A 26,228-nucleotide genomic window follows, 5' to 3' on the forward strand; every position below is an offset into this window, starting at 1 on the left:
TAGGAACTACCACAACTCCCGACTCACTTCCGCAAACCACTGCTTGCGCCAAGCCGCATCGCGCTTCCGGTCCGTACGAATCTCCAGCACCCGCACCCCGTTCGGCGCCTCCTCCAGCTTCTCCTCCAGATCCGCCCAGCTTTCCACCAGCTCGTAGCCGATCCCATAGGTCCTCGCCCAATTCGCGAAATCGACTTTCTGGTCCGTGCCGTAATGCTTTTCGAATACATCCTCGAACTGCGAAACCGGCAGCATCTCAAAAATCCCGCCGCCCGCATTATTTACCAACAGAACCGTCAGGCTCCCCTTCAGGTCCTTGGCGATCAACGCCCCATTGCTGTCGTGCAGCAAAGCTAGGTCGCCGGTCAGTAAAAACGTTTCCTCGCCCTCATGCGCCACGCCCATGGCCGTCGACAAGATCCCGTCGATCCCATTGGCGCCCCGCGAACTGAAGATGGAGATACCCAAATCGTTTCGCCCGAAGTAGAACTCCATGTCGCGCGGCGGCATGCTATTGGACACACACAGCGAGCTCCCTTCCGGCAACGCCTTCGAAAGCGTCCACGCTAGCTTCGCCTCGAAGAGCTCCTCCGTCCCGGAAAAACGCGCCTCGAAGGCCTCGTTCACCTGCCGGTCGAGAGCAAGCCAGCGCTCCGCATAGTCCGCCGCGTCGCCCTTTTCGACGATCACTCCCGTAAACTCGAAATCTGCGTACACCTGGGTGGCCCGGGAATGCGTCGCATCCAAATTCACCGGACGATCGCTAAGGATCGTAATCGGAACATCCGCCTCGCCGATCCACGAGCGCAGGGCCTTGCTCGTCGGAAAACCGCCCAGCAAAATCACATGCTCCGGCCGCAAGCCCTCCGCTAGCTCCGCATTTCTCAGAACGCTTTCGTACCCACAAACCAATGACGTAAACGAGCTCGCGTTGGTACGGATCGGATTCAAGGCATCCGACAACACGGGCCACCCCAATCCATTCGCCAGCGCCGCCACGTTTTCGCACCAGGCTTCCTCGTTCACCGGCGAAGCAGGACCAACCAAGATCAGCCCTTTCTGAACGCTGCGAATCGCAGCCGGCAACATTGCCTGCAAAAGCGGCAAGGCATCCGAGGGCTCTAAATGCGAAAAATACGATGCAAAATCATCCGCGCCAAAAGGTGCGACGAAGTCGGCCTGCGCGACCGGAATCAATGGGTCGCGGAAAGGTATATTCAGGTGAACGGGACCACGATTCGAAGCAGTCGCAACATCCACGCTGTGAGCCACCGTCTGCCGCACGTAGCGCAAGAGCTCCAGGCTCGCTTCCGGCACCGCGAGCTCTACTTGCTTCCGAACGTATCCACCAAACAACTTCACCTGGTCGATCGTCTGCCCGGCCGCGCAATCCCTCAATTCCGCAGGACGATCCGCGGTCAAAACGAGCAGCGGCACCCCGCTCTCGCTGGCTTCCACCACTGCCGGAAAGAAATTCGCCACCGCGGAACCGGAAGTGCAAACGATCGCGACCGGTTTCCCGGTCCGCTTGGCTAAGCCCAATGCGAAAAAGCCCGCCGAACGCTCGTCTAAGACGGGAATCGCCTCAATCGCCGCGTGACGCGCAAAGGCGAAAGTAAGCGGCGAACTTCGAGAACCGGGGCACGTAACCGCATAGGCGATTCCTTTGCGGTGCAGCGTCTCCGCGATGACATCCGCCCACAGTTCGTTCGCATTCGCCCAGTTCTTGGCCATATCAAAGGAGGTTCTCTTTCAGCGCTTGGAATTTCAAATTCGTCTCGAGGTGCTCGCGCTCGGGCACGGATCCCTCGACCACGCCGACCCCCGCATACAGCCGCGCCGTATCGCCGTCCACCAAAGCGGAGCGGATTCCCACTAGGAATTCCCCCTCGCCCTTGGCATTCAGCCAACCGATCGGCCCCGCGTACAAACCGCGGTCGAAGCTCTCGTGGTCCTTGATCCGCGGCACCGCCGCCTCTCGCGGCATGCCGCCCACCGCAGGCGTCGGGTGCAGCTCGGCAACCAGATCCAATAAATGGATACCAGCCGGCAATTCCGCCTCCACGTCCACGAACAGGTGCTGCACGTTCTGCAGCTTCTTCAAGACAGGATTGCACGCTCCTTCCGCCTGAAGCCCGAGCGACTGCAAACGACGGCAAACCGACTCGTGCACGATCTTGTGCTCGCGGCGGTCCTTCTCGCTCTCGAGCAATCCCGCGCCGAAACGCGCGTCCTCAGAGGCCGTCTTGCCACGGGGAGCCGTGCCGGCTAAAACGTCTACGTTTACGCGTCCTTGCGAAACGGATACCAAACGCTCCGGACTGGCCCCGATGAAGCTTTGCCCCAACCCGTTAGCGATCGAGAACGCGTAACAATCCTCGTAGCGCTCGCGCAAGGTGTTGAGAATCTCCAGCGGGTGGAAGGCTTGGTCGGCCTTCAGGTCAAGAGCTCGAGCCAAAACGATTTTCTGAAACTCTCCGGCTTCGATCCGTTCCAAAGCGCGGCCCACGGATTCCTGGAAAGCGTTCTCCCCACCGCACTCGCGAGTCTCCAGCACCTTGAGCCGCTCGCCTTTGGAGCGAGCCTCCTCCTCGGTATAGTCAAAGGTGCGAAACTTCGTATTCGCGTTCCAAATACGTTTAGCGACAGCCTCAATGTCGTCGCCGGCAGCGATGGTCGCATTCGCGATCGCCACGCAACGCCCCTTGCTCGAAACGACCTGCCAGCGCGGCACGAAGACGGAGGAGGCGGGAAACGGCGTCCCGTGCTCGACCTCGTCGAAAAAGGTGAATCCGCAAAAGAAGTGCGGACCAAAAAACGGCAGGTTCGCATCGCCCACCGCAATCGCATTGTCCAAGGTCTCCGCGATCCAATCCTTGACCGAGGCGAAGCGCTCCGAACCTGCGGGCGAATAGCTCACCGCCGCTTCCGCCCCGGCGATCGCCAAGTCGTCGCGTCGGCGCTCGATGTAGAAGTGCTGCTGACGTTCCTCGTAGATCGACTCCAGCACCGCCAGCGGATCGAGGATGGACGATTCCGCTGCGATACTCACCAGCTGGGCGTGACCCTTTTCCACTGCCTTGAACTGGCAGCCTTGCAAAAAAGCATGCAAGGCCTCGTAGCTCTTGGCTTTGCTGGGGTCTAGCTGGATTGTATCCACAAAGAGGAAACGAGCTTACTTCTTTTCCTGCTGCGGCTTGGGGAAAAGAATAACCTTCTCGCCTACCTTAGCTCCCGTCAACGCATCGGAGGGCTTGAGGCGCTCCAACCATGGGGCATCGCTCTTGTACCCAAGAAGCTCGTACACGCGAACCGTCGTCTCGGGCATGACAGGTTCCAGCAGGCCCACCGCGCGACGCAGAGCCTCCGCCATGAGCGAAAGCGCCGTGGCGCAAGTGTCCTTGTCCTTCTGGTCTTCGGACTTGGCAAGCTTCCAAGGGGAACGCTGCTCGGCGTAGCGGTTGATGGAACGGATGAAGGCAAAGGCTAACTCCAGCCCCTTGTGGAACTGGAACTCCTCGTAGAGCTCGACCACCTTGCCTTCCGTATTCGCCCAAGCTTCCTCCAGCTCCTTCTCCGGCTCCTCGCTTATGGTGCGAGCCGGAAAGGTCTCGCCGCAGTAGCGTGGCGTCATGGTGAGCACCCGGTTGAGCAGGTTGCCGAGGTCGTTCGCCAGGTCGCTGTTGTAGCGGTTGGTGAAAAGCTCGTCGGAAAAATCGCTGTCCTGCCCCACGCTCATCTCCCGGATGAGGAAGTAGCGTAAGGCGTCCACGCTGTACTCCTTCACGAATTCGGACGGCTCGATGAAGTTACCGGTGCTCTTGGACATCTTGTCGCCATTGATCGACCACCAGCCGTGCACGAGGAGGCTGGAAGGGATCTCCACGCCGATCGCCTTGAGCATGATGGGCCAATAAACGGAGTGCGGCGGCAAGAGGATATCCTTTCCGATCACATGGTAGTTGACCGGCCAATACTTGTCGAAATCGGGCGTGCCGTAGCCGACGGCGCTGATGTAGTTCACCAAGGCGTCGAACCAAACGTAGGTCACGTAACCCTCGTCGAAGGGAAGCGGGATGCCCCACTCGAGACGTTCCTTAGGGCGCGAAATGCAGAGGTCGTTGATCGGCTCCTTCAGGAACTCCAGAACCTGCTTCGCCCGAAAACGGGGAAAGATGAAGTCCTCGTGCGTCTTGATATGCTCGACCAACCAATCCTGGTACTTGCTGAGCTTGAAGAAGTAGTTGCTCTCCGTGATCTCGGTCACCTCGCCGAAAATCTCCGGCCACTTGCCGTCGACCATGTCCTTCTCCTGAAGGAACTGCTCGGCCCGGGCGCTATAGAAACCCTTGTACTCGGCCTGGTAGATTTCACCGCGGTCGAAAAGGTCCTGCAGGATGCTGCGCACGACGTCCTTGTGACGCGTTTCCGTGGTACGGATAAAGTCGTCGTTGGAGATGTTCAGGCTGGAGCAAAGCTCCTTGAACTGCCCCGCGGCCTCGTCGCAGAGCTCGATCGGCTCGATGCCGCGCTTGGCCGCCGACTGCTGGACCTTCTGCCCGTGCTCGTCGATTCCGGTGAGGAAATAAACGTCGTCCCCCATCAGGCGGCGGAAGCGTGCGACCACATCGGTCAGCACCTTTTCGTAGGCATGCCCGAGGTGCGGGGAGCCGTTCGCGTAGTCAATAGCGGTGGTGATGTAAAAGGACTTCATCGATCAATAGAAAGCGGGAGTGCATAAGCTGCCACCCAAGTGGCCGCAACCCAAATAAGAGCGCAGCCCCCGTACGTGGGCAACCCGAACGACTACACAAGGGTGGCCAGTAATTTCCGCAGGCCCCTACTCAGAGCAAAGCGCCCTATCTCGGTTTTTCTCCGCTAGCAGTACCCACTCCAACTCGGGAAAAGCGGTTTTACTTACAAATACGCAAAAAGGCTTACCGCTTCGCCGATAGTACAGCGGTAATGCGCTCTCACCCTCGAAAGTCCAAACGCCCCCGCTCCAAGGCCGGCTTCACGCTCATCGAGGCGATGATGGGCACTGTCATCTTCGCCATCGCCGGGGTCGGAGTGCTCACCGGACTCCTGCAGGCCCGCAAGATGACGGAAGGCTCCATCTACGTCGCCACCGCCACCACCGTCGCCCAAGGCTATATCGAACAGATCAAGAATATGGAGTTCAACCTCCTGGACGGCAGCTCCATTCCCGAACTGATCAGCCAAGGCCAGCCCGACTCCCTGCTCGTTTCTCCCCTCGCAGCCGACGTGGAAAGCGGCGACGCCAACACTGACCTCGTCAACACGCGCAGCATCGACATCAACAACACCCCCGACAACGCCGACGACGACCTCGCCATAAACTTCGTCGTCTACGTGGAGGACATCACCGACGACGCCAACGGCGTGGGCGACGCCCGCCGCATCGTGCTGCGTTGGTACTACACCGACAATACCACCGGCAGCGACGTGCACGTCGGCAACACCCTCTACGCCATCCGCTCGCGAATCCCCACCTACTAACGACATGCGCAGCTCTGCACGAAATTTCAAAAAACGAGCCTTCACGCTCACCGAGGTCATGGTCACCACCGTGGTGGCCGGACTCATCCTTGGCACCGTGATGAGCTTCCTTGTATCCACCGCCAACTTCGCCGCCTACAACGAAGGCAAGCTGCTGGTGAACCACGACATCCGAAAGTTCACCAGCGAGCTCAGCGACAACGCCACCTACTCCAACTTCTTCGTCATCTACGAATCCTTCACCAATCGCACCGTCGTTGACGACGGCGGATCGGGCGACTTCCTCGTGCTCGCCTTCGTGGACGACGACAATCCTTCCCTCTACACCGCCGTCATCGGCTTCTACCGGGCAGCCACCGCGGACAGCGAAGGCCCCGTCATGCGCTTCTCCACCCTCTTCGATTCTCCCCAGGCGGACAGCTTGGAAAACCTGCTTCCCGCTCCCAGCACTCTCGGCACCCACAACGAAATCATCGAACTCTCCAAAGGTCTCAGCGACGGCCAGCTCTTCTACAACTTCTTCAACCGTAGCATCACCGTTCAAGGCGAGATTCTCCACCAAGGCAGCAATCTCAAACGGGCCACCAACACCTATAACTTCACGGTTTCGCCAAGAGGATAAAGCCAATGAAAAACAAGAAATCAAGAATCAGCGAAAAACGCGGCAGCGTCGTAATGGCCGTATTCGTCATTACCACCGCCCTCGCCGTCGTGCTCGGAGCCATCCTCAGCCACTCCCTGACCGAGCGGAAGGTCAACTCCCGCCACGAACTCCGCCTGATCGCCAAGAACGCCTCCGAAGCCGTCGTCGAATACGGCTTCGCCCAGCTACGCCACAAGTTCGAAAACCAGACCAACTTCAGCGCCTCCGCCCTCTCGCCCGGCTCCGCGGACGCCTTGCGGATGCCTTCCTCCGATCTCTTCGGCTCCAACGTCGACCACAGCAAGTCCGAAATCATCGGCGGCATCATCGACGATTACCCCTCCACCCTGACCTTCATCGACCCTACCAACCCCGCCAACGAGTTCGACCCCCTGCGAGGCCAAAACGTCTACGCCCGCCAAATCGCCCTCTACGCGAAAGCCACCGTCACCGACCCGCGCGGCGGCCCGGACATCACCAACTACGTTACCCAAAAGATGCAGGTCCGCGACGCCCCGCTCTTCGCCCACGCCATCTTCTACAACCTCGACCTCGAGGTCTCCCCCGGCCCTAAGATGGAAATCCACGGCCCCGTCCACACCAACGGCGACCTCTACCTGCAAGCCATCAACGGCGTCGACTTCCACTATCCCGTCTCCACCGCCCAAGACATGTACTACGGCTGGGGCACTCCCGTCGGATCCGCCCAAGGATCCGGCTACGAATCCCTGCAAAACGGCCACGTCAAGTTCAAGAACCGGGCGGGCAACCTCGTCTCCATGAAGGACGGAAGCAACTACAAGGACTCGAACCTGAGCAACTGGCGCACCTACGCCGCCGATCGCTGGAACGGCAACCTCCTCACCCAGGAACACGGGGTCGAGACCTACCAGCCGGTCGCCTTCCCCGACTACGAACCCGACAATCCCGCCACCTCCGCCTACGATCCGCTCAATTCGGGCCACAAGATGATCGAGCCGCCGCTCAGCGTCGCCCACTCGGACTACAACAAGGAGGTCGAGGACCAAAAGCTCTCCACCAAGGCCGGGCTCTACTTCAGCTGGGACATCCAAACCGGCGAAGTCCGCGCCTACGACAAAGCCGGCATTCGCTACGACATCTCCCACCTCGAAGGCTCCGGCGAAGACTACCTCTACGAAATCAAGCCGGACGCCATGTACGACCACCGTCGCTACCAGTACATCGACATCCTCGAGTTCAACGTCGGCAAGCTCAAGCAGCTCATCGAGAACCCCGACTACAACTCGAACAACAAGCACATCAAGCCCTACGACTCTTCCGGAACCGTACCCGCCGACGGGAGCAGCGAATACGTCAGCAGCGCCTACTCCCCCGGCTCGGCGTGGAATGGCATCGTCTACATGGAATGCAAAACCAGCTCCTCCAACTCAAACGACCGAGCCAGGCTCCACTACTCCGGCGTACGCCTCTGGGGCGGCGAGACCGACCGCTCCAAGCAAGGCATCCCGAGCCGCGGAGCCGACCCCGGAATGACCTTCGCCACCAACAACGCCCTCTACATCCGCGGCCACTTCAACGCGGACGGAACCCTCCACGACACCAGCACCAGCGAAAACAGCTCCATCGTGCCCGAAGTCGGAGAAGTGCCCGTCGCCGTCTACGGCGACAGCGTCACCATCCTCTCCAACAGCTGGAACGATTCGACCACCAGCAAGAAGCCTTCCGCTTCCTCCACCGAAGTCGCAGCCGCCATCGTCTCCGGACTCATTCCTTCCAACGCCGACAACAACGGCCGCAGCAGCGGCGGCGTGCACAACTTCCCTCGCTTCCTCGAAAGCTGGTCCGGCAAAGACCTCTATATTCGCGGCTCCCTCGTCTGCCTCTACGAGAGCGAAGTCGACAACAGCGCCTGGCGCATCGACTACTACGGTCCGCCAGGCCGCAAGTGGGGATTCAGCCGCCTCTTCCTCAACGGTACCTTCCCTCCCGGCACTCCCCTTCTTAGAACCTACCGCAGAGTCAACTACACCAACCTCACAAAGGAAGAGTACGAAGACTACGTCGCCGCCCTCCCTTGGCAGAGCACCTCCTCCTCTTCATCATCCGAAGACGAAACAAGCGACCCTTACGACTCCGGTTCCAGTGACGACTCCAGCTCGGACGACACCTCCAGCTCGGAAGACACCTCCAGCTCGGAAGACACCTCCAGCTCGGAAGACACCTCCAGCTCGGAAGACAGCAGCGGTTCGGAAGACAGTTCTGGTTCTGACTCCGGGACCGACGACGGATCCAGCTCCGACGACGGCTCCGACTCTGACAACGACTCCGGATCGGACGACGACGACCGGAAAGGCAAAAAGGAGAAGAAGGACAAATGGTGGTGGTGGAGCTGATCCGACCCACCGAAACGCTCAACACCGCACTCCTAATTCCCAGTATCATGAAATTCACGACATCACTCCTGCTCGCCACCCTCGCGGTGGCGACACCCGCCGCTCTGCTAAGAGCTCAAGCCGTCCCGTCAACCATTAGCCAAGCCGCCGGCTCCGAGCAAACGGTCGAGCCCATCTTCTGGCCCAAGGAGGGTCGGCCCAAGCTCAACGTTTCCAGCTTCTACACGGACTTCGACGGGATCGACGTACCCATGATACAACTACAAGTCGATTCCCTCAACGTCCTCCTATCAAACCGAAAGACCTTGCGGGCCCGCGGATCCAATTCCTACCGCTACTCCGGAGAGCTGACGGATTCGCGCCTTCCCGGCGTATCCCTCGGCCTCTCCGTTTTCAAGGTGGACGAATTCCTTCCGGACCTCTCCGACCAAAGCTGGAACGCCTACAAAGCGGGACTCGCCGCCGAGCTGCCCAACGCGGAAATCGTTCTCGACAACTCCAACATCGGCCAAGCCATCACGCCCTACGTTTTCGGCGAACAGTTTCGACAAATCGTATACGAACAAGCCACTCCCAAAGCCATCGTCAAACGCCGCGAAATCTTCGCCTTCGTCAACTCCCGCCTGCTTGTCTTCACCGTAAGCGGCACCAAAGCCGCGGTGGACCAAAACTGGACCTCCATCGAACACTTGATCAGCGAAATGAGTCGTAGCTAAGGGATATCATTTACGATTCGCGCGAGCGTCAGGTTATTGGAAGCAGGGCCCTAGGGGATTGGATGAGGCGACGCTAAGCAAAGGCAGGGTTCACCTGATTGTCGCGCTCTAGGGGTTGTCTTCCCCCTCCCCCTAGTGTGTCGTGGAAAGGTCATCATATTGAAGCAACCAATGAAACCAATCCTCACGACAACCGCTTGCATCATCGCCGCGACTGTCGTCTGTGCCCATATCTCTACCGACGATTTGGGACTTACCCCGGGTCAGCAAACACCCCTCGCGCAAGCCTCTGAATCTGGAGCTTCAATCAATCCAATCGGAGATTTTTCTCCCTCCCTATATGGAGTTATCGGTGCAGCCGCCATGTCGCTCGTGATCGCAGCACGGCGCCCGAGAGCGTAACGAATACCCTTCGTTCACTCCCGCATTTCGAGCCAATCGCCCTAATCGGCGATTGGCTTTTTTGCGGAAAGACTAGTCGATCAACTCGCGAATCAGCTTGTTGACCAGCTGCGGGTTGGCCTTGCCCTTGCTCTTCTTCATCACCGGTCCGAGCAAAGCGTTCAGCGCCTTCTCGTTCCCGTCCCGATAGTTCTGCACTGGCTTGGGATTCTCGTCGATCGCCTCCTGGCACCAGACCTTGACCTGGCCTTCGTCGAAGTCCGGCTTCAAGCCCTTGCGCTCGATCACCTGCTCCGCCGTTTCGCCCGACTTGAACATCTCAGGGAAAACGTCCTTGTTCGCCACGTTCTTCGGAATCACGCCCTTCTCCACCACTTGCACGAGTCCCAGCAATGTATCCGGAGTTATCTTACACTCCTCCAAAGCCATGTCCGCCTCGCTCAGTTCGCGCAGCAGGTCGTTGGCGACCAAATTCCCGAGGGCCTGGGCAAGCTTCGGAGCCTGCTTGACCGCCGCCTCGAACCAATCGCTCAAAACGCGATCCGGCACCAGCACCGCCGTGATGGAATACGGCAAGCCATACTCCTCCATGAAACGACGCTGCTTGTCCCAAGGCAGCTCCGGGATCTCCGCACGTAGCTTCGCCTTCCAATCCTCGTCGATGCGCACCGGCATCAAATCGGGATCCGGGAAGTAGCGGTAGTCGTGAGCGTCCTCCTTCTCGCGCATCATCTCGGTCTGGCCGAGGTCCGCGTTCCAACGCCACGTCGCCTGCTTGATCACGTTCCCTTTCTTCAACTCTCGCGTCTGGCGCTTGATCTCGTACTCGATCCCGTTCTTTACGCCCGTGATGCTGTTCAGGTTCTTCAGCTCGATCTTCTGACCCAACTCCTTCTGCCCGATCGGACGCACCGAAATGTTCGCATCCGCGCGCATTTGCCCCTTCTCCATGTCGCAGTCGGAAATGCCGCAGTAGATCATGGTCTGGCGAATCGCGGTCAGAAACGCGAACGCCTCCTCGCCCGAATGCATGTCCGGCTCGCTCACGATCTCCATCAGCGAGGTGAAGGCGCGATTGTAGTCTACTAGGCTATCGTCGGCAAAGTGGTTCAGCTTCCCCACGTCGTTCTCCAAGTGGATACGGGTCAGCTTGATCTTCTTGTGCTCGCCCATCACCCCGCGCGTTTCGCCCGGAAGCTCGATCTCCACGAATCCGCCGTCGCAAATAGGCTGGTCGTACTGCGTGATCTGATAGTTGTTCGGACTATCGGGATAGAAATAGTTCTTCCGGTCCCACTTACAGGTTTCGGGTATCGTACAATTCAAGGCCAAACCTGCCTTGATGATCCCATCGAGCGCCGCCTTGTTCATGACCGGCAAAGCCCCTGGCAATCCCATGACAACCGGGTCTACCAACTTGTTCGGCTCGTGCCCGTAGCCGGCCCGAACGCGGGAGAAAATCTTGGATTCGGCCTTAATCTGAACGTGAACTTCCAGGCCAATTACTGCTTCGTATTCCATTTGAAAAATCTTTCTTAACCACAGAAAGCACAAACCTCACAAAGGAGATCCTATCTCCTCAGCGCCTTTTGTGACTTCTGCGCATTTTGTGGTTCAATCTAATTTCCTTACAGTTGCGGATGCTGGTCCTTGAAGTCGTGCCCCGCTTCGAATTCATAGGCGATCGAAAGCAGCTCGTCTTCCTTAAACGGCTTGCCGAGAATCTGCAGTCCAACCGGCAAGCCATCACTGTATCCACAAGGCAACGACATCCCAGGAATGCCAGCCAAGTTCGCCGAGATCGTATAGATATCGCTCAAGTACATCGAGAGCGGATCGCTCGCCTTCTCGCCCTTCTTGAAGGCGGGAGATGGCGACGTGGGCGTCAGCAAGGCATCCACTTCCTTGAAGGCGTTCTCGAAATCCTGGCGGATCAAAGTACGCGCCTTTTGCGCCTTCAAGTAATACGCATCGTAATAGCCGCTGCTCAAAACGTACGTACCCAAAATAATGCGACGCTTCACTTCCTCGCCAAAGCCCTCCGCGCGGGACTGGCAATAAATGTCCACCGAATCCTTCGCATCGAAAGTCTCCGCTCGGTGCGTGTAGCGAATCCCGTCATAGCGAGCCAAGTTCGAGGAAGCCTCCGCCGTAGCGACAATATAGTAGGTCGCCACCGCGTAGTCCGTGTGCGGAAGCGATACTTCCTTAATCTCGCACCCCAAGCTTTTATAGTACTCGATAGCCTTGAGCACCGGTTCCATCGCAGGCGTATTCGCTGCGGTGGCAAAGTACTCCTTGGGCAAGCCGAGCGTCCACTTGTGGCCGCGCTGCTTCTCGATGGCGGCCACGAAGTCCGGCTCCGCAATCTTGTAAGAGGTGGAATCGCGCTCGTCGTGCCCCGAGATCGCCTGCAAGAGCAAGGCCGCATCCTTAACGCTACGGGTCAAGGGCCCCACTTGGTCGAGCGACGAAGCAAAGGCGGCCAAGCCGTAACGGGAGACGCGGCCGTAGGTCGGCTTCAAGCCCACGACACCGCAGTGCGAGGCCGGTTGACGGATGGAGCCGCCGGTGTCGCTGCCTAACGTCATTACCGCCTGCCCTGCCGCCGCAGCCGCAGCCGAACCACCGGAACTACCGCCCGGTATGCAGTCGAGATTCCAAGGGTTCGAAGTCGTCTTGAACGCGGAATTCTCAGTAGAAGACCCCATCGCGAACTCGTCGAGATTGAGGCGTCCCCAAAGTACTGCGCCCTGCGTCTTCAACTTTTCAATACAAGTCGCATCATACGGAGAGACGAACTTTTCCAGCATCTTGCTCGAGCAGGTCAACGGCTGACCATTGACCGCGAGGTTGTCCTTGATACCGACAGGGATGCCGTCAAGCGGACCGAGCGAAGCGCTCGCCGCGCGGCGAGCGTCGGACGCTTCCGCCTGAGCAAGCGCGTCCGCTTCGTCGTAGGAGTTGAACGCTCCCACCTTATCCTCGACCGCCTTCGTGCGAGCGATGATCGCCTTGGTCAGATCGACCGACGACAATTCCTTTTTCTCCAGCAGCTCGGAGAGCTCGCTAGCCGACTTGTAATGCAATTCTTCAGACACCGTATTCTTCGTGTTATCTTAGCGTTTTCCCGAGGCGGAACTCTTAATCAACCACCTTAGGAACCACGATCATGTTGTCGCGCTGAGCAGGCGCGTTCTTGAGAGCTTCCTCGATCGAGAGCCCTTCCTGCACCTGGTCTTCTTGCCAAACATTGTAGACCGGATGCGGGTGCGCCGTCGGCTCAACCCCATCCGTATCGAGCTCCTCGAGCTTCTCGACGTATCCAATAATCGAATCCAATTGAGCAGAAAGCTTCTCCTTCTCCGCATCCGTTAAGTTGATACGGGCAAGCTTAGCCGTGTAGTCGATATCGATGTGCTTTTCTTCTGACATGATCGGTTGCCTCGAAATTTAGTCGCGAATGCTGTAGGGCGAGTTCTCGCGAACTTGGTTCTGGATGGTCTCAAACGCCTTGTTGACTTCCTTGTCCTTAAGGGTGCGGTCCAAGGCGCGGAACGACATCGTCACCGCTACGCTCTTCTTCCCCTCCGGCACGCCCACGCCTTCGTAGACGTCGAAGACCGAAACCTTCTCCACCTCGAAGCCCTTGGTCGCCTTGGAAGCGATCTTGCTTACGGCGCGAACCACCTCTTCCGCTGGCTCGTTCTTGTCGACCACCAATGCCAAATCGCGGCTGGAGGCGGGGAACAGGCTAAACGGCTTGAACTTGATGCGCTTCGGCTCGCGCAGGCGCTCCGGCAAGTAGCAGAAAATGCCGCCAAAGACTTCGCCCTGGATATCCATTTCCTTTACCCGCGGCAGGCTCATCAAGCCGACCCGCGCGAAGAAGCCGGCTTTCGGCTCTTCGTAAGCGGCGCTGTGACCTTCCTGCCAAGCTCCCTCGTTTTCGCAAACTTCGCGGATCTTGAACTTGTCTAGGTCGATGCCCGCATATCCCGCGATGGTCTTGATGCGCTGCTTCGCCGCGTAAAAGTCGTCGAAGGTCCGATCCTTCCAGGACCGCTCCGTACCGCCGTTGCACTCGAGGAATGCCACTGCCACCATCTCCACGACCTTGCCGTTGAGCTCGCGAAATACGCGACCGGTCTCAAAGAAGCGATTCGCCCCGGTCTTGCGGGATTGGTTCAGGTGCAAGACTTCGAGCATGCCCGGAAGCAAGCTATGGCGCAACTGGGTCTGGTCTTCGCTAATCGGGTTGAGCAAAGCCAACTCTTCGGCCGATACATGCCCTGCCCAGAGCTTTTGCTCGGCTGCCGAACGCAGCGTATAGGTCACGGTTTCCGCAAAGTTCTGGCCGATGAGGAAAGAAGCTGCCTTGCGATTGAATTGAGTGATCGGGCTGTCTCCCGCAGTGGTTGCGGTCGCGCGTACCTGCCCGCCTGGAATCTTGTCCGTACCATAGATACGCAGCACTTCCTCCAAGAGGTCCACCGGACGATAAAGGTCACCGCGGTAGCTTGGTATCGAAACCGTCCATACATTGTCACCGTCGACCGAGATGCTCATGTCGAGCAGCTCCAAGGCTTCGCGAATCTCCGCGTCGCCGATGTCGAAACCGCTTTTCTTGCGAATCCAATCCGGCGTGATCTCAACCTCCGTCTGCCACACGGGTTCATTGCCTACGGTGACGCCATTGGAGCAAAGCTGGCCGCCCGCCGTTTCAAGGATCAGGGAAATCGCGCGTTCGGTCGCGTAGCGTAGCGAGAGCGGATCCACTCCACGCTCGAAGCGATAGGAGCTATCCGTAGAGAGCGCCAACTTTTTGGATACCCAACGAATCGTGCTAGGCTTGAAGTAAGCGACTTCCAGGACGAGGTCCGTGGTATCCTCCTTCACTTCCGAATTCTGGCCGCCCATCACGCCAGCGACCGCAAGGGCCTTGGACTGGTCGGCGATCACCACCATGCGGCTCGAGAGCTTGCGCTCCTCGCCGTCGAGCGTATGCATCGCTTCCCCTTCGCCCGCATGGCGAACGACGATCTTGCCGCCATCGATGTCACGGGCATCGAAGGCATGCATCGGGTTGCCGCATTCGTGCATAACGAAGTTCGTCACGTCCACCACATTGTTGATGGGGCGCAGCCCGATCGACGTCAGGGCTTCCTGCAGCCATTTCGGACTCGGGCCGACCTTCACGCCCTTGATCACGCTCGCGATGTAGAGCGGGCAATCCTCCTCTGCGTCGACGGAAACGCCCTTAAAGATCCCTTCACCATTGGCGCGATCCGCCTTGGCTGGAATGTCATTGACCTCTGGATACTTGACGTCGCGACGATACCAAGCGGCCAGTTCCCGAGCGATGCCTATATGCGACAAGCAGTCCGGACGATTCGGCGTTACCTCGAGGTTGAAAATCGTGTCGCTATCGGTGAGCACTTGGTTGATCGGCGTTCCGAGCTCCGGCCGCCCATCGAGAATGAGCAAACCGGAATCGTCGCCCGAAGCCCCAATTTCGCTAGCGCCGCACATCATGCCCGCAGAAGGCACTCCGCGCAGCTTGGACTCCTTTATCTTAAAGCCGCCGGGCAGTTCCGCGCCAGGAAGCGCCACAGGGACGCGATCGCCCACCTTGTAGTTGCTGGCGCCGCACACGATCGACTTTTCGCCGATCTCAGGACCGCAGTCCACACGGCACACGCCCAACTTGTCCGCATCGGGATGCGGATCGCGCTGCAGGACTTCGCCCACAACCACGTTTTCGAGAGGCGGCACTCCCGTCGTCTCCATGTCGTCCACTTCGAATCCGAGGAGAGTGAGAGAGGCGGCGAGCTCCTTAGGGGACTCGTCGAGGTCAACGTAACGCTTAAGCCACTTGAGAGATACTTTCACAGTACAAAAATGTTAGATATTCTGGATACAGGTTTTCCTTACGCGAACTGCGAGAGGAAGCGGGCGTCGTTCTGATAGAAATAGCGGATGTCATCGATTCCGTAGAGAATCATGGCGATTCGCTCGATCCCCATGCCGAAAGCGAAACCGGAGTACTTCTCCTGATCCACTCCAACCGAGTCCAAGACGGCAGGCTCGACCATGCCGCAACCCGCGATCTCCACCCAATCGCTACCGAGCTTGGCAAGGTGGCTGGACGAAAAATCCACTTCGAAGCTGGGCTCCGTGTAAGGGAAGAAGTGAGGACGGAAACGCGTCTTGGTCCCCTTCCCGAGCAAGCGCTCGAAAAAGTAGTCGAGGATCGCCTTGAGGTCGCGAACGGTGACGTCCTCATCGATGTAGAGACCTTCGATCTGGTGGAAATTGGCGCTATGGGTGGCGTCCACCGTATCGCGACGGAAGCAACGGCCCGGCGAAATGATACGCAACGGCGGCTTCTCCTTGAGCATGGTACGGATCTGCACCGAAGAGGTGTGCGTGCGCAAGAGATAGCGCTCGTCGCCCTTCTTGGATACGTTCCCGAACTGGGCGTTGTTGGGCAGGTAGAAAGTGTCCTGCAAGTCGCGGGCAGGATGGTCGGCGGGCGTATTGAGCGCGTCGAAGCAGTAGTACTCGGTCTCCACTTCCGTGCCCTCCGTCACCGTGAATCCGATTTGCTTGAAAATGCTGCAGATCTCCTCCCGCACCTTGGTGAGCGGATGCTGGCTGCCCAAGGCGTCGTTAGGCGACGGAAGCGAAGGGTCGATGGCCGGTCCGATGCGGGCGGCAAGCTCGGCTTGCTCGATGGCGCCGAGCGCCTCGTCGTAGAATCCTTGGATAGCGGACTTCGCTTGGTTGATCAGCTTGCCGAAGGTGGGGCGATCTTCCTTGGCGATCGAGCCCATGTTTTTCATCACCTTGGTGAGGGCTCCGTTAGGTCCTGTGATTTCCGCCTTGATGGTCTCGAAGCCGGCCCGGCTGGTGACTGCGGCTACCTTTTGCTTGGCAGATTCTACGATATTCTTGAGTTCGTCTTCCATGAGAAGGGAGGGTTTCTAATGGTCATGCGGATCGAGCCTTGCGCTGCGAGAGCCGCGGGAAATTTGGCTATAAAAAAAGGAGCCCGAGCAGATACTCGAACTCCTTCTAGTGAAAGGAAAATTGTGATGTCCGAGCTCTTTTTGTGAGCTTCGGAAAAACGCTTTCGCTTCGGGCCTTACGCTGCAGCCTTCGCCTTCAGGGCTTCCTTGGCCTTTTCGACCAATCCCTTGAATGCGATAGGATCATTGACAGCGATGTCGGCGAGGATCTTGCGATCGAGAACGATTTCCGCAGCCTTGAGGCCTTCGGTAAATCGGCTGTAGCTCATATCTTCAGCGCGGCAAGCGGCATTGATACGAACGATCCATAGGGCGCGCCAAGTGCGCTTCTTAGCGCGGCGGTCGCGGTAGGCGTAAGTCAGCGCGTGGGCGACTGATTCTTTAGCGTACTTGTACAAGCGTGACTTGTTACCGAAGTGGCCCTTGGCCTGCTTCAGCATCTTCTTGCGACGCCTTGTGTATGCGGGTGCGTTTGTTGCTCTAGGCATGTTTTATTCTTTCTAGTATTGGATTTCGACAGGTCGCCTTGATTAGAATTTACCTAGCCGAAATAATTTTCGTCGTAACAGGGACTCTTAGAGACCGTGGGGCAAGCCGCGCATGAGGTCGGCCTGGCGTCCAGCGGAAACGGACTTGTCCTTGTTGAGGTTGCGCTTCTGCTTCGTGGTCTTCTGGTGAAGATGGTGACGTTGGCCAGGAGAACGACGACGGAGCTTACCGTTGCCAGTAAGCTTGAAGCGTTTTGCGATAGATTTCTTGGTCTTTTGCATGACTTTGAAGGAATCGATGACAAAGATACAAAACCTCCCCAGTGTAAAGGGAAATAAAGCTATTTTCGCTTAGCCGCAGCGCCCCGAGACAAGCCGCGAATCCCCTTCCCTGCGGACACAAAAAAACCGCCGACCTGGAAGGCTGGCGGATCTTTTGAAAGTGGAGCCGGTGATGGGACTCGAACCCGCAACCTACTGATTACAAATCAGTTGCTCTACCAATTGAGCTACACCGGCAAACTAAACTGTAAAACGGACAAGTACCGCTAAACTTAAAAGAAAGTGGTACCCCCCCGGGGACTCGAACCCCGAACCAATTGATTAAGAGTCAACTGCTCTACCGATTGAGCTAGAGAGGCGTCATTTGGAAGGCCCCGAAAAAGCTATTTAAGAACCCATCTGTCAACCCCGTTTTGAGATTTTTTCGATTTCCCCTCTGAAGAAAGTTCAAAAGTCCTGCAAAGCCCCCTGGCCAAGCGGGCTTTCTTCGTAAAACCGGTCCCAAATTTCTCCGATCAGATAGATCGATCCGCTCACCACCAGCGGTCGACCGGCCTCGAAATCGAGGGAGCACTCCCCTTTTCGGGGAAAAAGATCCGCCAGCTTCGCATCGGAAACTTCCCCTGCGAAATCCGCCGGCACGAAGGAACGCAGCTCCTCGAAGCTACAGGCCCTATCCTGCTCCGGCCGGACGAAGCAAAGGCTGTTCGCCCACTTCGCCGCTACAGGCACCAAGGCGGAGGCCCGGTAGCCGCCCATGACCCCCATCACCACGTCCGGCCGCGCTCCGCCGCTTCGCTTCACCAAGTCCGCCAGGCTCTCGTCCAGCCAGCGAGCCCCTTCCGCGTTATGGGAAACGTCGAAAACGACCTTGCGGTGCCGCAGCTGGCGTTCCTCCCACCTTCCAGGCCAGGCAACAGCCTGCAGGCTTTTCTCGGCCTTCTCCCGATCCAGGCCGAAACGGCCTTGCACCCCCTCCACCACAGCAAGAGCGATCGCCGCGTTGATGCGCTGGTAGCTGCCGTAAAGATTCGTTTCCGGGTACCGCGACAGGTCCTTGCCGAAGCGGTCCGCCACGCAAACCAGCTCGCACCCCCGCTCTTCGCAAATCTCGCGAATCGCCTCCAAGGCCTCCGGCTCCAACAAGCCAACCACCACCGGCACGCCGGGCTTGATGATCCCGCCCTTCTCCCGGGCGATCGCCGCCAAGGAGTCGCCCAGGATCTCGCAATGGTCCAAGGCGATCGAAGTGATCACGCTCACCTCGGGAACCAACACGTTGGTCGCGTCCAAACGCCCCCCGAGCCCCACCTCGACCACCGCAACATCGACCTCCTCGCGAGCGAAGTGCAGGAAAGCCATCGCCGTCATGAACTCGAAGAAGCTAGGATGCAGCTCCGAATCCTCAAGAGCCACCCTTGCGGCGAAAGGCAGCAGCTCGCGCACGTAATCGAGAATCTGCGACTCCTCCAGGATCCGTCGATTCACCTGAATGCGCTCCCCTTGCCTCACCAGATGGGGCGAGGTCGACAGGCCGGCTCGGAAGCCCTGGTCGCGGAAGATCCGCTCCAGCATGGCGCAGGTCGAGCCCTTGCCGTTGGTGCCGGCCACATGAATGCAAGGGAAGCGACGCTGCGGATGGCCCAAGACCTCCGCAAAGCGCTCCATGCGGTCGATGCCGTACTTCGAGCCCCGATTCTTAAGCGAATACAGCCAATCGCGGGCAGCCTCGTAGGAAACTAGATCAGGCATCAGAAAAATCCGCTCGCGGGAAGCGGCCGCCCGCCGCGACTGCCTAGCGAGGCAGGCACTACGCCCCGAGGTCGCTTCCCAACTAAATTTTCGGCTCTAAGCCTGGGTCGGCTCCTTCTTCACGTAGAGAGCCGCCAGCAGGTCACGCAGCCGATCCCGCATTTCCGTACGCGGAACCACTTGGTCGATCAAGCCGCGCTGGAAAAGAAATTCCGCCGACTGGAAGCCTTCCGGCAGTTCTTCGTTGGTCGTTTCCTTGATGACTCGAGCTCCCGCGAAACAGATACGGGCGCCGGGCTCCGCGATGATGACATCGCCCAAGGTCGCAAAACTCGCCGTGACGCCGCCCGCGGTGGGGTCGGTCAAAACGGAAATGAACGGCAGCTTCGCCTCCGAAAGGCGTCCCAAGGCCGCGCTAGTCTTCGCCATCTGCATCAAGCTCAGGATCCCCTCCTGCATGCGAGCGCCGCCGGAAGCGGAAACCACGATGCAGGGAATCTTCTCCTTGATCGCCAACTCGATGGCGCGGGTGATCTTCTCCCCAGCAACCGAACCGAGCGAGCCGCCGGCAAACTGGAAATCGAAAACCGCGATCGAAACGGGAATGCCGTGGATCTTGCCCACGCCGCTTACGATGGAATCGTTCTCGCCCGTCTTCTTCTGGTAGGCCGCCAGGCGCTCAGGGTACGGCTTGGAATCCACGAACTCCAAGGGGTCGCCCGCGCACAGGTCCTTCTCCAGCTCGGTAAAGCTCCCCTCGTCCAGCAAATGGGAGATCCGCTTGCGAGCGGTGATGGGAAAATGGTAGCCGCTCTTGGGAACCACGTTCTGGTTTTGCTCCAGCTCCTTATTGTAGATGATGTCGCCGGAAACGGGACATTTCTTCCACATGCCGTGCGGAATGTCCTTCTTCTTAACGATTACGGTCGAGTACTTCGGTTTTTGGAAAAGCGCCATGGTGATTGAGCAATGGGTTTGAAAATGAGGCGGGATCGCCGAAACGGGCTATCCGTGCCCTATGGTCAGGACGTCTATCGCCCGAGCTCCCGCGCGTCGCAGAGCTGCGGCGCACGCATTGACAGTGGAACCTGTGGTGAAGACGTCATCTACAATAATATAGCGTTGGGCCGGGTCTATGGCACGCTTTTGGCGCAATGAAAAGGCATTTTTGAGGTTCCGGATCCGCTGCTTCCGGTCGAACTGGGTCTGGGAAACCGTATCGACGCAACGCTCCAGCAAAGCCTCCAGACGGCAATCCGGCAGGATTTCCAGCAACTCGCGAGCGAGCAATTCGCTCTGGTTGTAGCCGCGCTCGCGCAGCTTGCGGGGATGCAAGGGCACCGGCACCAAGGTCGCCCCCGCCGCAAATCCAGTCAAGCCGGGAGCCCTCCGCCCCAGCTCGCGAATATCCCGCAAGGCCCACAGCCCTCCCTTGTACTTGAGCGCGTAGATCAATTCCCGCACCGGCCCGCGAAACAACGCGATCGACCAGCCCTGGCCAAACGCGGGCTGCAAGTGCTCGCAGTGCATGCAATGCGTATGCGACTCGGTATCGCCGAAAAACGGGAATCCGCAGGTCAGGCACTTGGGATCCTCGATCAGCTGCAGGCGCGGCACGCAAGCCCCGCACACTCCCGAAAAGCGCGAACCGACCACCGCCTCGCCGCATCCGGCGCATTGGCTGGGGAAGGCGGTTTCCAGCGCGGCGTCGAAGGAACGGCTGATCAATCGGGATAAACTCACGGACAAAAAGGGGGATACAAAAAAAGCGGGCTCCCTGTCTTAAACAGGAAGCCCGCTGGAAAATCAATTAAACTGACGCGTAGAGCCCGAGCCTTAAACGGTCGCTGCTGCCGCTTCGGCACGCGCCTTTTCACCCAAGGGAGTCGAAATGTAGCGTTCGCCAGCGCTGGCGGCGATGGTTACGATCATCTTGCCCTTCATTTCCGGGCGCTTGGCCAGCTGGATCGCCGCCCAAACGTTGGCTCCGGAAGAGATGCCGCAGCTGATGCCTTCCTTGAGGGCCATGTCCTGCGCCGTCTGGAACGCGTCTTCGTTCTCCACGGTGATGACGTCGTCGATGATGTCCTTGTTGCAGTTCTTCGGAACGAAGCCCGCGCCGATGCCCTGGATCTTGTGAGGACCGGGCTGGCCGCCGGACAGAACCGGACTGTTGGTCGGCTCGACCGCAACCGTGTAAAGCTCCTTGCGACCCTTGATCACTTCGGAAACGCCGGTGATGGTGCCGCCGGTGCCGACGCCCGCCACGAAAGCGTCGATCTTGCCCTCGGTCGCTTCCCAGATCTCTTCCGCCGTAGTCTGGCGGTGCACCTCAGGATTAGCGGGATTTTCGAACTGCTGCGGCATGAACGCCTTTTCGCCGTACTCAGCGACCAACTCCGTAGCGCGAGCGATGGCGCCGGGCATCCCCTTCGGCCCTGGAGTCAAAACGAGTTCCGCGCCGAGCATCTTGAGAAGGATGCGTCGCTCCATGGACATGGTTTCCGGCATGGTAAGAATCAAACGATAGCCGCGGGCCGCCGCGATGAACGCGAGAGCGATCCCGGTGTTGCCCGATGTCGGCTCGATGATGATCGAACCTTCGCCCAGCTTGCCTTCCTTTTCGGCCGCCTCGATCATGGCCTTGCCGATACGGTCCTTAACGCTGGAGAGCGGATTGAAAAACTCGCACTTGACGTAGACGTCAGCAACGCAGCCTTCGGTCAGGCGGTTGAGCTTTATGAGCGGGGTATTGCCGATCGCGGCAGTGATATCAGGGAATGCTTTTGCCATAATGCTTGGTTATATGGGTTTCTGACCTACCTTAGTCAACATTTGTCGATGCCGGAACGCCGCTTGGGCTACACGCATTCCGCAAGCCCTAGCGCAGGCTCCCCCTCCCACTCCTCCTCGCATCCCATGCTGCCCGCTTCCGCGAACCAACGGGGCATCGCGCCGAGCACGCTCAAGTTGATGCAGGTTCGCACCACCTTGCTTCGCCTCGCTTCCCCGTCCTCGACGTTTCGCAATTCGCTTTCGACGGAGTCACCCATGCGTATCACCAAATCGAATACCGTCTTCAGCCGAACGATCCGGTTGCGCATGTTCGTATCCGCAAGCGTCGCATTCTCTTCGCCCACTTCCCCAAGCAAGAGCAAACTTTGGTACACCACTTGGCTCAGCCACTCCCGCTCGCGCCGATACACCAGCAAGAAACTCTCCGCAGACTGGCGATAGGCAGCCATCAACTCGTTGATCAAGTCCATGCGAAGACGCCCAATAGAAAGGGCCAAGCCCAAAGCCGGCCCCTCCTCTTCGTCCACCTTCCGGCCCTCGAACGAGTCCGGATTCAAACCCTCGTACGAACGCCAAGACTCGCTGGCCTCTTGAATCCGCTTTTCGATCTCCGACACGCCGACGTATCCCAAATCGCTCTCCCATGCAGCCCATTGCTCGCCGATCACCCGACGCCACTCGTCGGCGCCCCCTTCGATTCCCATGTCCCGAGCAAGCTTGGACGCCTTCGCGATTTCCGTCGACACCTGGCCCAATGCGACCCGGCTGGATACCACCACTTCGCGAAGTTTAAGTGGCACTTCACCCAAGACTTTCTGGTAAAACTCGAACGCGTTCCCTTCCAAGCGCTCCCGTTCTTCCTTAAACCGCAGCACTCGAGCCTCCACGTAGCGGAGCTTGTCGTCCTCCATTCGCCGAACATCCCCCTTCGAGAGACCGCTGCCTAGCGCCGCATTTCGGATTGCGATAAAAACGGTCGCCCCCACCACGACGCAAAACGCCAAGAGGGCAATAACACCCGTCACGTTGGCGAAAAGTTCCGGCGCGACCATCTTCATGACGCCAACCATCCCACCCGCAAAGCCTATCGCTACAGCGATCGCTCCTCCCGCTCCTCCCGACGGGTTCCCCGTCTCATCGCTTGATATCGTGCTCATCTCCCATGCTTCCCCAATACGCAGGCCCTTCCTGCAAAACTGGAATAATAACAAACTTCCCCTTTCAGTTTCAATCGAGTGTTGGACCTAGCCCGCCCCGCTTCCAGACAACCAAATCAGCCCTAACACGCTCAAAAGCAGCTTAAGGCCAAAGGGGGCGTGGATGGCCAACTGGGGTGAATCAACCAAGACCCGCTCAATGCATTCCCGCGAATACGCTCAGAGCGCCCGAGAAAAGAGGGCCTCCAAGCTCGGAAGGGCAAAAGGATAGCCCGACGCCTCCAAAGCGTTCGGCTTCGCCCGGATACTCGCAAGCAATGCTTCCTCCGCCATCTCGCCCAGCGCAGCCTTCAGGGCGAACTCCGGGGCCGGCAAAATGGCAGGTCGCCCCAAGGCCTTGCCCAGGGCTCGGGCAAAATCTTTCTGCCGGACCATCTGGGGAGAAACCAGGTTCACCGCTCCCTTTGCCCGCTTCGAAAAAAGGAGCCAATTCACCGCCCCGATCCAATCCTCCAACGAGATCCAAGGAAACCACTGCTTCCCGCTTCCCAAGGGACCGCCTAAGCCCAGCTTGAACGCAGGCAACATCTTTTCGAGGGCGCCGCCGCGTGGATCGATCACCACTCCCGTGCGCAGCAGGCACACCCGCGTATCCAAAGATTCAGCGCGCATCGCTTCCGCTTCCCACGCCTCGCAGAGTTCCGCCAAGAATCCTGAGCCCCGCGGCGCGTTCTCCGAAAATTCCGCATCCGCGTCGCTCCCATAAATTCCAATTCCGGATCCGCTTAGCAAAACCTTCGGGGGCGAGTCCAAGCGCTCGAGCGCCTCTACTAAAAATCGCGTCGTATCCACGCGGCTCGACCAGAGACGCTTCTTCCGAGCCTCGTTCCAGCGGCCGGACGTAAGGTTCTCCCCTGCCAGATGAACAACTGCATCCAAGCCTTCCAACCGTTCCAACTCGACCTCGCCCTTTGCAGGATTCCAGCGGATGTCGCCCTGCGAGCGCTTACTTCGCGTGACCACGAAAACCTCGTGCCCCTGGGCTCCCAGCAGATACTTCAATTGCGTACCCAAAAAACCACTACCTCCCGTGATCGCGACTTTCAACTTACGAAAATCCGGCAAGGCATTGCGCAAGTCCAAGTCTCGCCGCGTCACCCAATGCCGATAGGCAAACGACTTCTCCAGCTGCCGTCGCACGAAGGACTCCCCCAAGCCTCCCCACGGCAATTCATACTCGATCGCATCCACCAGGTCGCAGCTCGCATCTCCTGTGACCTCAAACGCATGCCGATGCGTCCAGACCTTGAAGGGCCCCTTCTCCTGCACGTCCGTGAAGCTCCGCCCCTCTTCGCACTGCGAATGCCGCGCCTTCCACAAGCGCTTGCCGATCGGGGTGCCCAACTTCAACTCGACCCGCTTGCCTACGCCCAAGCCCGGATCCTCCCGCAAAACCTCCAGCGTTTGCCAAGGCGGGGCCAACCGTCCAAAGGCGCCCGGATGCCCATGCCACTCGAAGAGTTCCCCAGCTGACACCGGCATCGGACTGCGTTTTTCGAACTTCATGGGTCTCAAGCTTTCATCGCTGCGTATGCATCCAAGGCCGCCTGCCTTGCCCTCGGGTGGTCAACGATCGGCTTGGGGTAGGTATTGCCCAAATCGATACCGGCCTTCTCCAAAACATTCGCAGGAGCTTCCCACGGCTTGAACAAATACTTGTCCGGCAAGCCCGCGATCTCAGGCACCCACTTCCGCGTATAGTCCCCGCCTCCATCGAAGCGCTCTCCCTGCGTGATCGGATTAAAGATCCTAAAGTACGGAGCCGCATCCGCCCCGCAGCCAGCCACCCACTGCCAGCCCATGGTGTTGTTCGCGAGATCCGCGTCCACCAAGGTATCCCAAAACCACTGCGCTCCTGCCTGCCAGGGCTGCAGCAAGTGCTTCACCAGAAACGAGGACGCGATCATTCGCACCCGATTATGCATCCAGCCCGTTTTCCACAGCTCCCGCATCCCCGCGTCCACGATCGGGTAGCCAGTCTGCCCCTTTTGCCAAGCTTCCAGCAAACGGCTGTCGGGCTTCCAGGGAAACGCCTCGAATTCAGGGCGAAGCGGCTTAGCAGGCGTATCCGTAAAATGGAACAAAAGATGATGGGCAAACTCTCGCCACGCGATCTGCCGCAAGTACGGTTCATGCTCCTGGCGATCCATGGCGTACCAACCCTGATTGGGCGATAGCTCACCAAAATGCAGATGCGGCGAAAGCCGCGAAACGCCCCGCACGGCTGGCGTATCCCGCTGCTGCGAATACTTCCCGACGTACCGTTCCCTGAAAACCGCAAGCGCCACTTGCCCGCCTCGCTCGCCCGGCGTCCACTCCTCGCCAAACGCATCCGCCCAATCGAGCTGCGGCAAAAGACCAAACGACTCCAAGGCCTCGCCTTTCGGCCACGACGCCGGAGCAGCCAAGGCCTGCGGCTTGCCCAGCGGTTCCCGCGTACCGAGATTTTGGATATGCTTCCAGAAAGGAGTAAAAACCTTGAACGGGGTTCCTGACTTGTTGGTCACGCTCAAAGGCGACTGCAGCAGCGATCCGTTGAAACTGCGAACCTGCACGCCCTGCTCCGCCAAGCGCTTCTTGAGCGCCGTATCCCGAGCCACGATCGACGGCTCGTAGCGCCGATTCCAAAACACGCCACTTGCGCCCGTCTCGCCGCAGAGCTTCGCGAGCGCCTCGTCCGCCGCCCCTTTCAGCAAGAGCAAGCGCGACCCCAGCTCCCGCAAGTCCTTGTCCAAAGCTGACAAGGAATGGTGCAGCCACCACTTGCTGGCAGCGCCCTCCGGCCAATCGCCTTCCCCCTCCTCGTCCAGCACGAAAACCGGAAGCACCGCCTGTCCGCCCTCGCAGGCTTGCTGGAGAGCTGGATTATCGGCGAGCCGTAAGTCACGGCGAAACCAAAGGATTACCGGCGGATGCTCAGACATGAAACCATCATGCGACCGAGCAGGGGTGGAAAACAAGGCTTATCCGAATCGAAGGCCTTGTTTTTCAATAGCTTACGAATTA

At 58.8% G+C, this 26,228-nt stretch carries 21 protein-coding genes and 2 tRNA genes; 4 read left to right on the forward strand and 19 right to left on the reverse strand.

Features of this window, described 5'->3' with window-relative positions:
* Positions 1-6 precede the first annotated feature (6 nt).
* From menD to metG, 3 genes are read right to left on the reverse strand one after another with little or no spacing between them, the layout of a single operon-like run.
* Positions 7-1,734: a 2-succinyl-5-enolpyruvyl-6-hydroxy-3-cyclohexene-1-carboxylic-acid synthase gene (menD, locus tag QEH57_RS04070; RefSeq protein ID WP_309005402.1), complete on the reverse strand. Its 1,728-nt coding sequence runs from the start codon at positions 1,732-1,734 to the stop codon at positions 7-9.
* A 1-nt stretch (position 1,735) separates the two neighbouring features.
* Positions 1,736-3,160, reverse strand: a complete 1,425-nt coding sequence (locus QEH57_RS04075) for an isochorismate synthase (RefSeq protein WP_309005403.1) — start codon at positions 3,158-3,160, stop codon at positions 1,736-1,738.
* A 15-nt stretch (positions 3,161-3,175) separates the two neighbouring features.
* The gene (gene metG, locus QEH57_RS04080) at positions 3,176-4,714 is read right to left on the reverse strand and encodes a methionine--tRNA ligase (protein ID WP_309005404.1); all 1,539 of its coding nucleotides are present in this window, start codon (positions 4,712-4,714) and stop codon (positions 3,176-3,178) included.
* A gap of 251 nt (positions 4,715-4,965) precedes the next feature.
* Here metG and QEH57_RS04085 point away from each other — a divergent pair, with 251 nt between their 5' ends.
* Genes QEH57_RS04085 through QEH57_RS04100 form a run of 4 tightly spaced genes read left to right on the forward strand, consistent with a single transcriptional unit; the run spans position 4,966 to position 9,254 of the window.
* Complete coding sequence (locus QEH57_RS04085; RefSeq protein ID WP_309005405.1) at positions 4,966-5,520, forward strand: prepilin-type N-terminal cleavage/methylation domain-containing protein; 555 nt, start codon at positions 4,966-4,968, stop codon at positions 5,518-5,520.
* Between the two features lie 4 nt (positions 5,521-5,524).
* A complete protein-coding gene (locus QEH57_RS04090; protein ID WP_309005406.1) occupies positions 5,525-6,142 on the forward strand; it encodes a type II secretion system protein in 618 nt (205 codons plus the stop codon).
* Between the two features lie 5 nt (positions 6,143-6,147).
* Positions 6,148-8,538 carry a hypothetical protein gene (locus QEH57_RS04095; RefSeq protein WP_309005407.1) on the forward strand — a complete coding sequence of 797 codons (2,391 nt, stop codon included), beginning with the start codon at positions 6,148-6,150 and terminating at the stop codon, positions 8,536-8,538.
* A gap of 47 nt (positions 8,539-8,585) precedes the next feature.
* Positions 8,586-9,254 carry a hypothetical protein gene (locus QEH57_RS04100; protein ID WP_309005408.1) on the forward strand — a complete coding sequence of 223 codons (669 nt, stop codon included), beginning with the start codon at positions 8,586-8,588 and terminating at the stop codon, positions 9,252-9,254.
* 474 nt (positions 9,255-9,728) lie between these two features.
* Here the strand turns inward: QEH57_RS04100 and gatB are convergent, their stop codons facing one another.
* The 16 genes from gatB to QEH57_RS04180 form a co-directional block, all read right to left on the reverse strand.
* On the reverse strand, positions 9,729-11,177 hold the full coding sequence (gene gatB / locus QEH57_RS04105) for an Asp-tRNA(Asn)/Glu-tRNA(Gln) amidotransferase subunit GatB (RefSeq protein ID WP_309005409.1): 1,449 nt from the start codon (positions 11,175-11,177) through the stop codon (positions 9,729-9,731).
* A 107-nt stretch (positions 11,178-11,284) separates the two neighbouring features.
* Positions 11,285-12,757 carry an Asp-tRNA(Asn)/Glu-tRNA(Gln) amidotransferase subunit GatA gene (gene gatA / locus QEH57_RS04110; protein WP_309005410.1) on the reverse strand — a complete coding sequence of 491 codons (1,473 nt, stop codon included), beginning with the start codon at positions 12,755-12,757 and terminating at the stop codon, positions 11,285-11,287.
* Positions 12,758-12,800: 43 nt separating this feature from the next.
* Positions 12,801-13,091, reverse strand: a complete 291-nt coding sequence (gene gatC / locus QEH57_RS04115; RefSeq protein WP_309005411.1) for an Asp-tRNA(Asn)/Glu-tRNA(Gln) amidotransferase subunit GatC — start codon at positions 13,089-13,091, stop codon at positions 12,801-12,803.
* A gap of 18 nt (positions 13,092-13,109) precedes the next feature.
* Positions 13,110-15,548 (reverse strand): phenylalanine--tRNA ligase subunit beta, encoded by a 2,439-nt coding sequence (gene pheT / locus QEH57_RS04120; RefSeq protein WP_309005412.1) that lies wholly within the window; start codon positions 15,546-15,548, stop codon positions 13,110-13,112.
* A 38-nt stretch (positions 15,549-15,586) separates the two neighbouring features.
* A complete protein-coding gene (pheS, locus tag QEH57_RS04125; RefSeq protein WP_309005413.1) occupies positions 15,587-16,627 on the reverse strand; it encodes a phenylalanine--tRNA ligase subunit alpha in 1,041 nt (346 codons plus the stop codon).
* 176 nt (positions 16,628-16,803) lie between these two features.
* A complete protein-coding gene (gene rplT / locus QEH57_RS04130) occupies positions 16,804-17,175 on the reverse strand; it encodes a 50S ribosomal protein L20 (protein WP_309005414.1) in 372 nt (123 codons plus the stop codon).
* Positions 17,176-17,262: 87 nt separating this feature from the next.
* Positions 17,263-17,457, reverse strand: a complete 195-nt coding sequence (rpmI, locus tag QEH57_RS04135; RefSeq protein ID WP_309005415.1) for a 50S ribosomal protein L35 — start codon at positions 17,455-17,457, stop codon at positions 17,263-17,265.
* 161 nt (positions 17,458-17,618) lie between these two features.
* Positions 17,619-17,694 (reverse strand) — tRNA-Thr (locus QEH57_RS04140).
* A gap of 46 nt (positions 17,695-17,740) precedes the next feature.
* Positions 17,741-17,816, reverse strand: a tRNA-Lys gene (locus QEH57_RS04145).
* A gap of 88 nt (positions 17,817-17,904) precedes the next feature.
* On the reverse strand, positions 17,905-19,209 hold the full coding sequence (locus QEH57_RS04150) for a folylpolyglutamate synthase/dihydrofolate synthase family protein (RefSeq protein ID WP_309005416.1): 1,305 nt from the start codon (positions 19,207-19,209) through the stop codon (positions 17,905-17,907).
* A 96-nt stretch (positions 19,210-19,305) separates the two neighbouring features.
* On the reverse strand, positions 19,306-20,166 hold the full coding sequence (gene accD, locus QEH57_RS04155; protein WP_309005417.1) for an acetyl-CoA carboxylase, carboxyltransferase subunit beta: 861 nt from the start codon (positions 20,164-20,166) through the stop codon (positions 19,306-19,308).
* Positions 20,167-20,214: 48 nt separating this feature from the next.
* Entirely contained in the window at positions 20,215-20,952 is a 738-nt protein-coding gene (locus tag QEH57_RS04160) for a double zinc ribbon domain-containing protein (RefSeq protein ID WP_309005418.1), read from the reverse strand.
* A 93-nt stretch (positions 20,953-21,045) separates the two neighbouring features.
* Positions 21,046-22,002: a cysteine synthase A gene (gene cysK / locus QEH57_RS04165; RefSeq protein WP_309005419.1), complete on the reverse strand. Its 957-nt coding sequence runs from the start codon at positions 22,000-22,002 to the stop codon at positions 21,046-21,048.
* A gap of 68 nt (positions 22,003-22,070) precedes the next feature.
* On the reverse strand, positions 22,071-23,162 hold the full coding sequence (locus QEH57_RS04170; RefSeq protein WP_309005420.1) for a hypothetical protein: 1,092 nt from the start codon (positions 23,160-23,162) through the stop codon (positions 22,071-22,073).
* Positions 23,163-23,381: 219 nt separating this feature from the next.
* Complete coding sequence (locus QEH57_RS04175; RefSeq protein WP_309005421.1) at positions 23,382-24,728, reverse strand: TIGR01777 family oxidoreductase; 1,347 nt, start codon at positions 24,726-24,728, stop codon at positions 23,382-23,384.
* Positions 24,729-24,733: 5 nt separating this feature from the next.
* Complete coding sequence (locus QEH57_RS04180; protein WP_309005422.1) at positions 24,734-26,146, reverse strand: deoxyribodipyrimidine photo-lyase; 1,413 nt, start codon at positions 26,144-26,146, stop codon at positions 24,734-24,736.
* Positions 26,147-26,228: the final 82 nt, after the last annotated feature.

It is taken from the genome of Pelagicoccus sp. SDUM812005, assembly GCF_031127875.1.
Classification (GTDB): Bacteria; Verrucomicrobiota; Verrucomicrobiia; order Opitutales; family Opitutaceae; genus Pelagicoccus.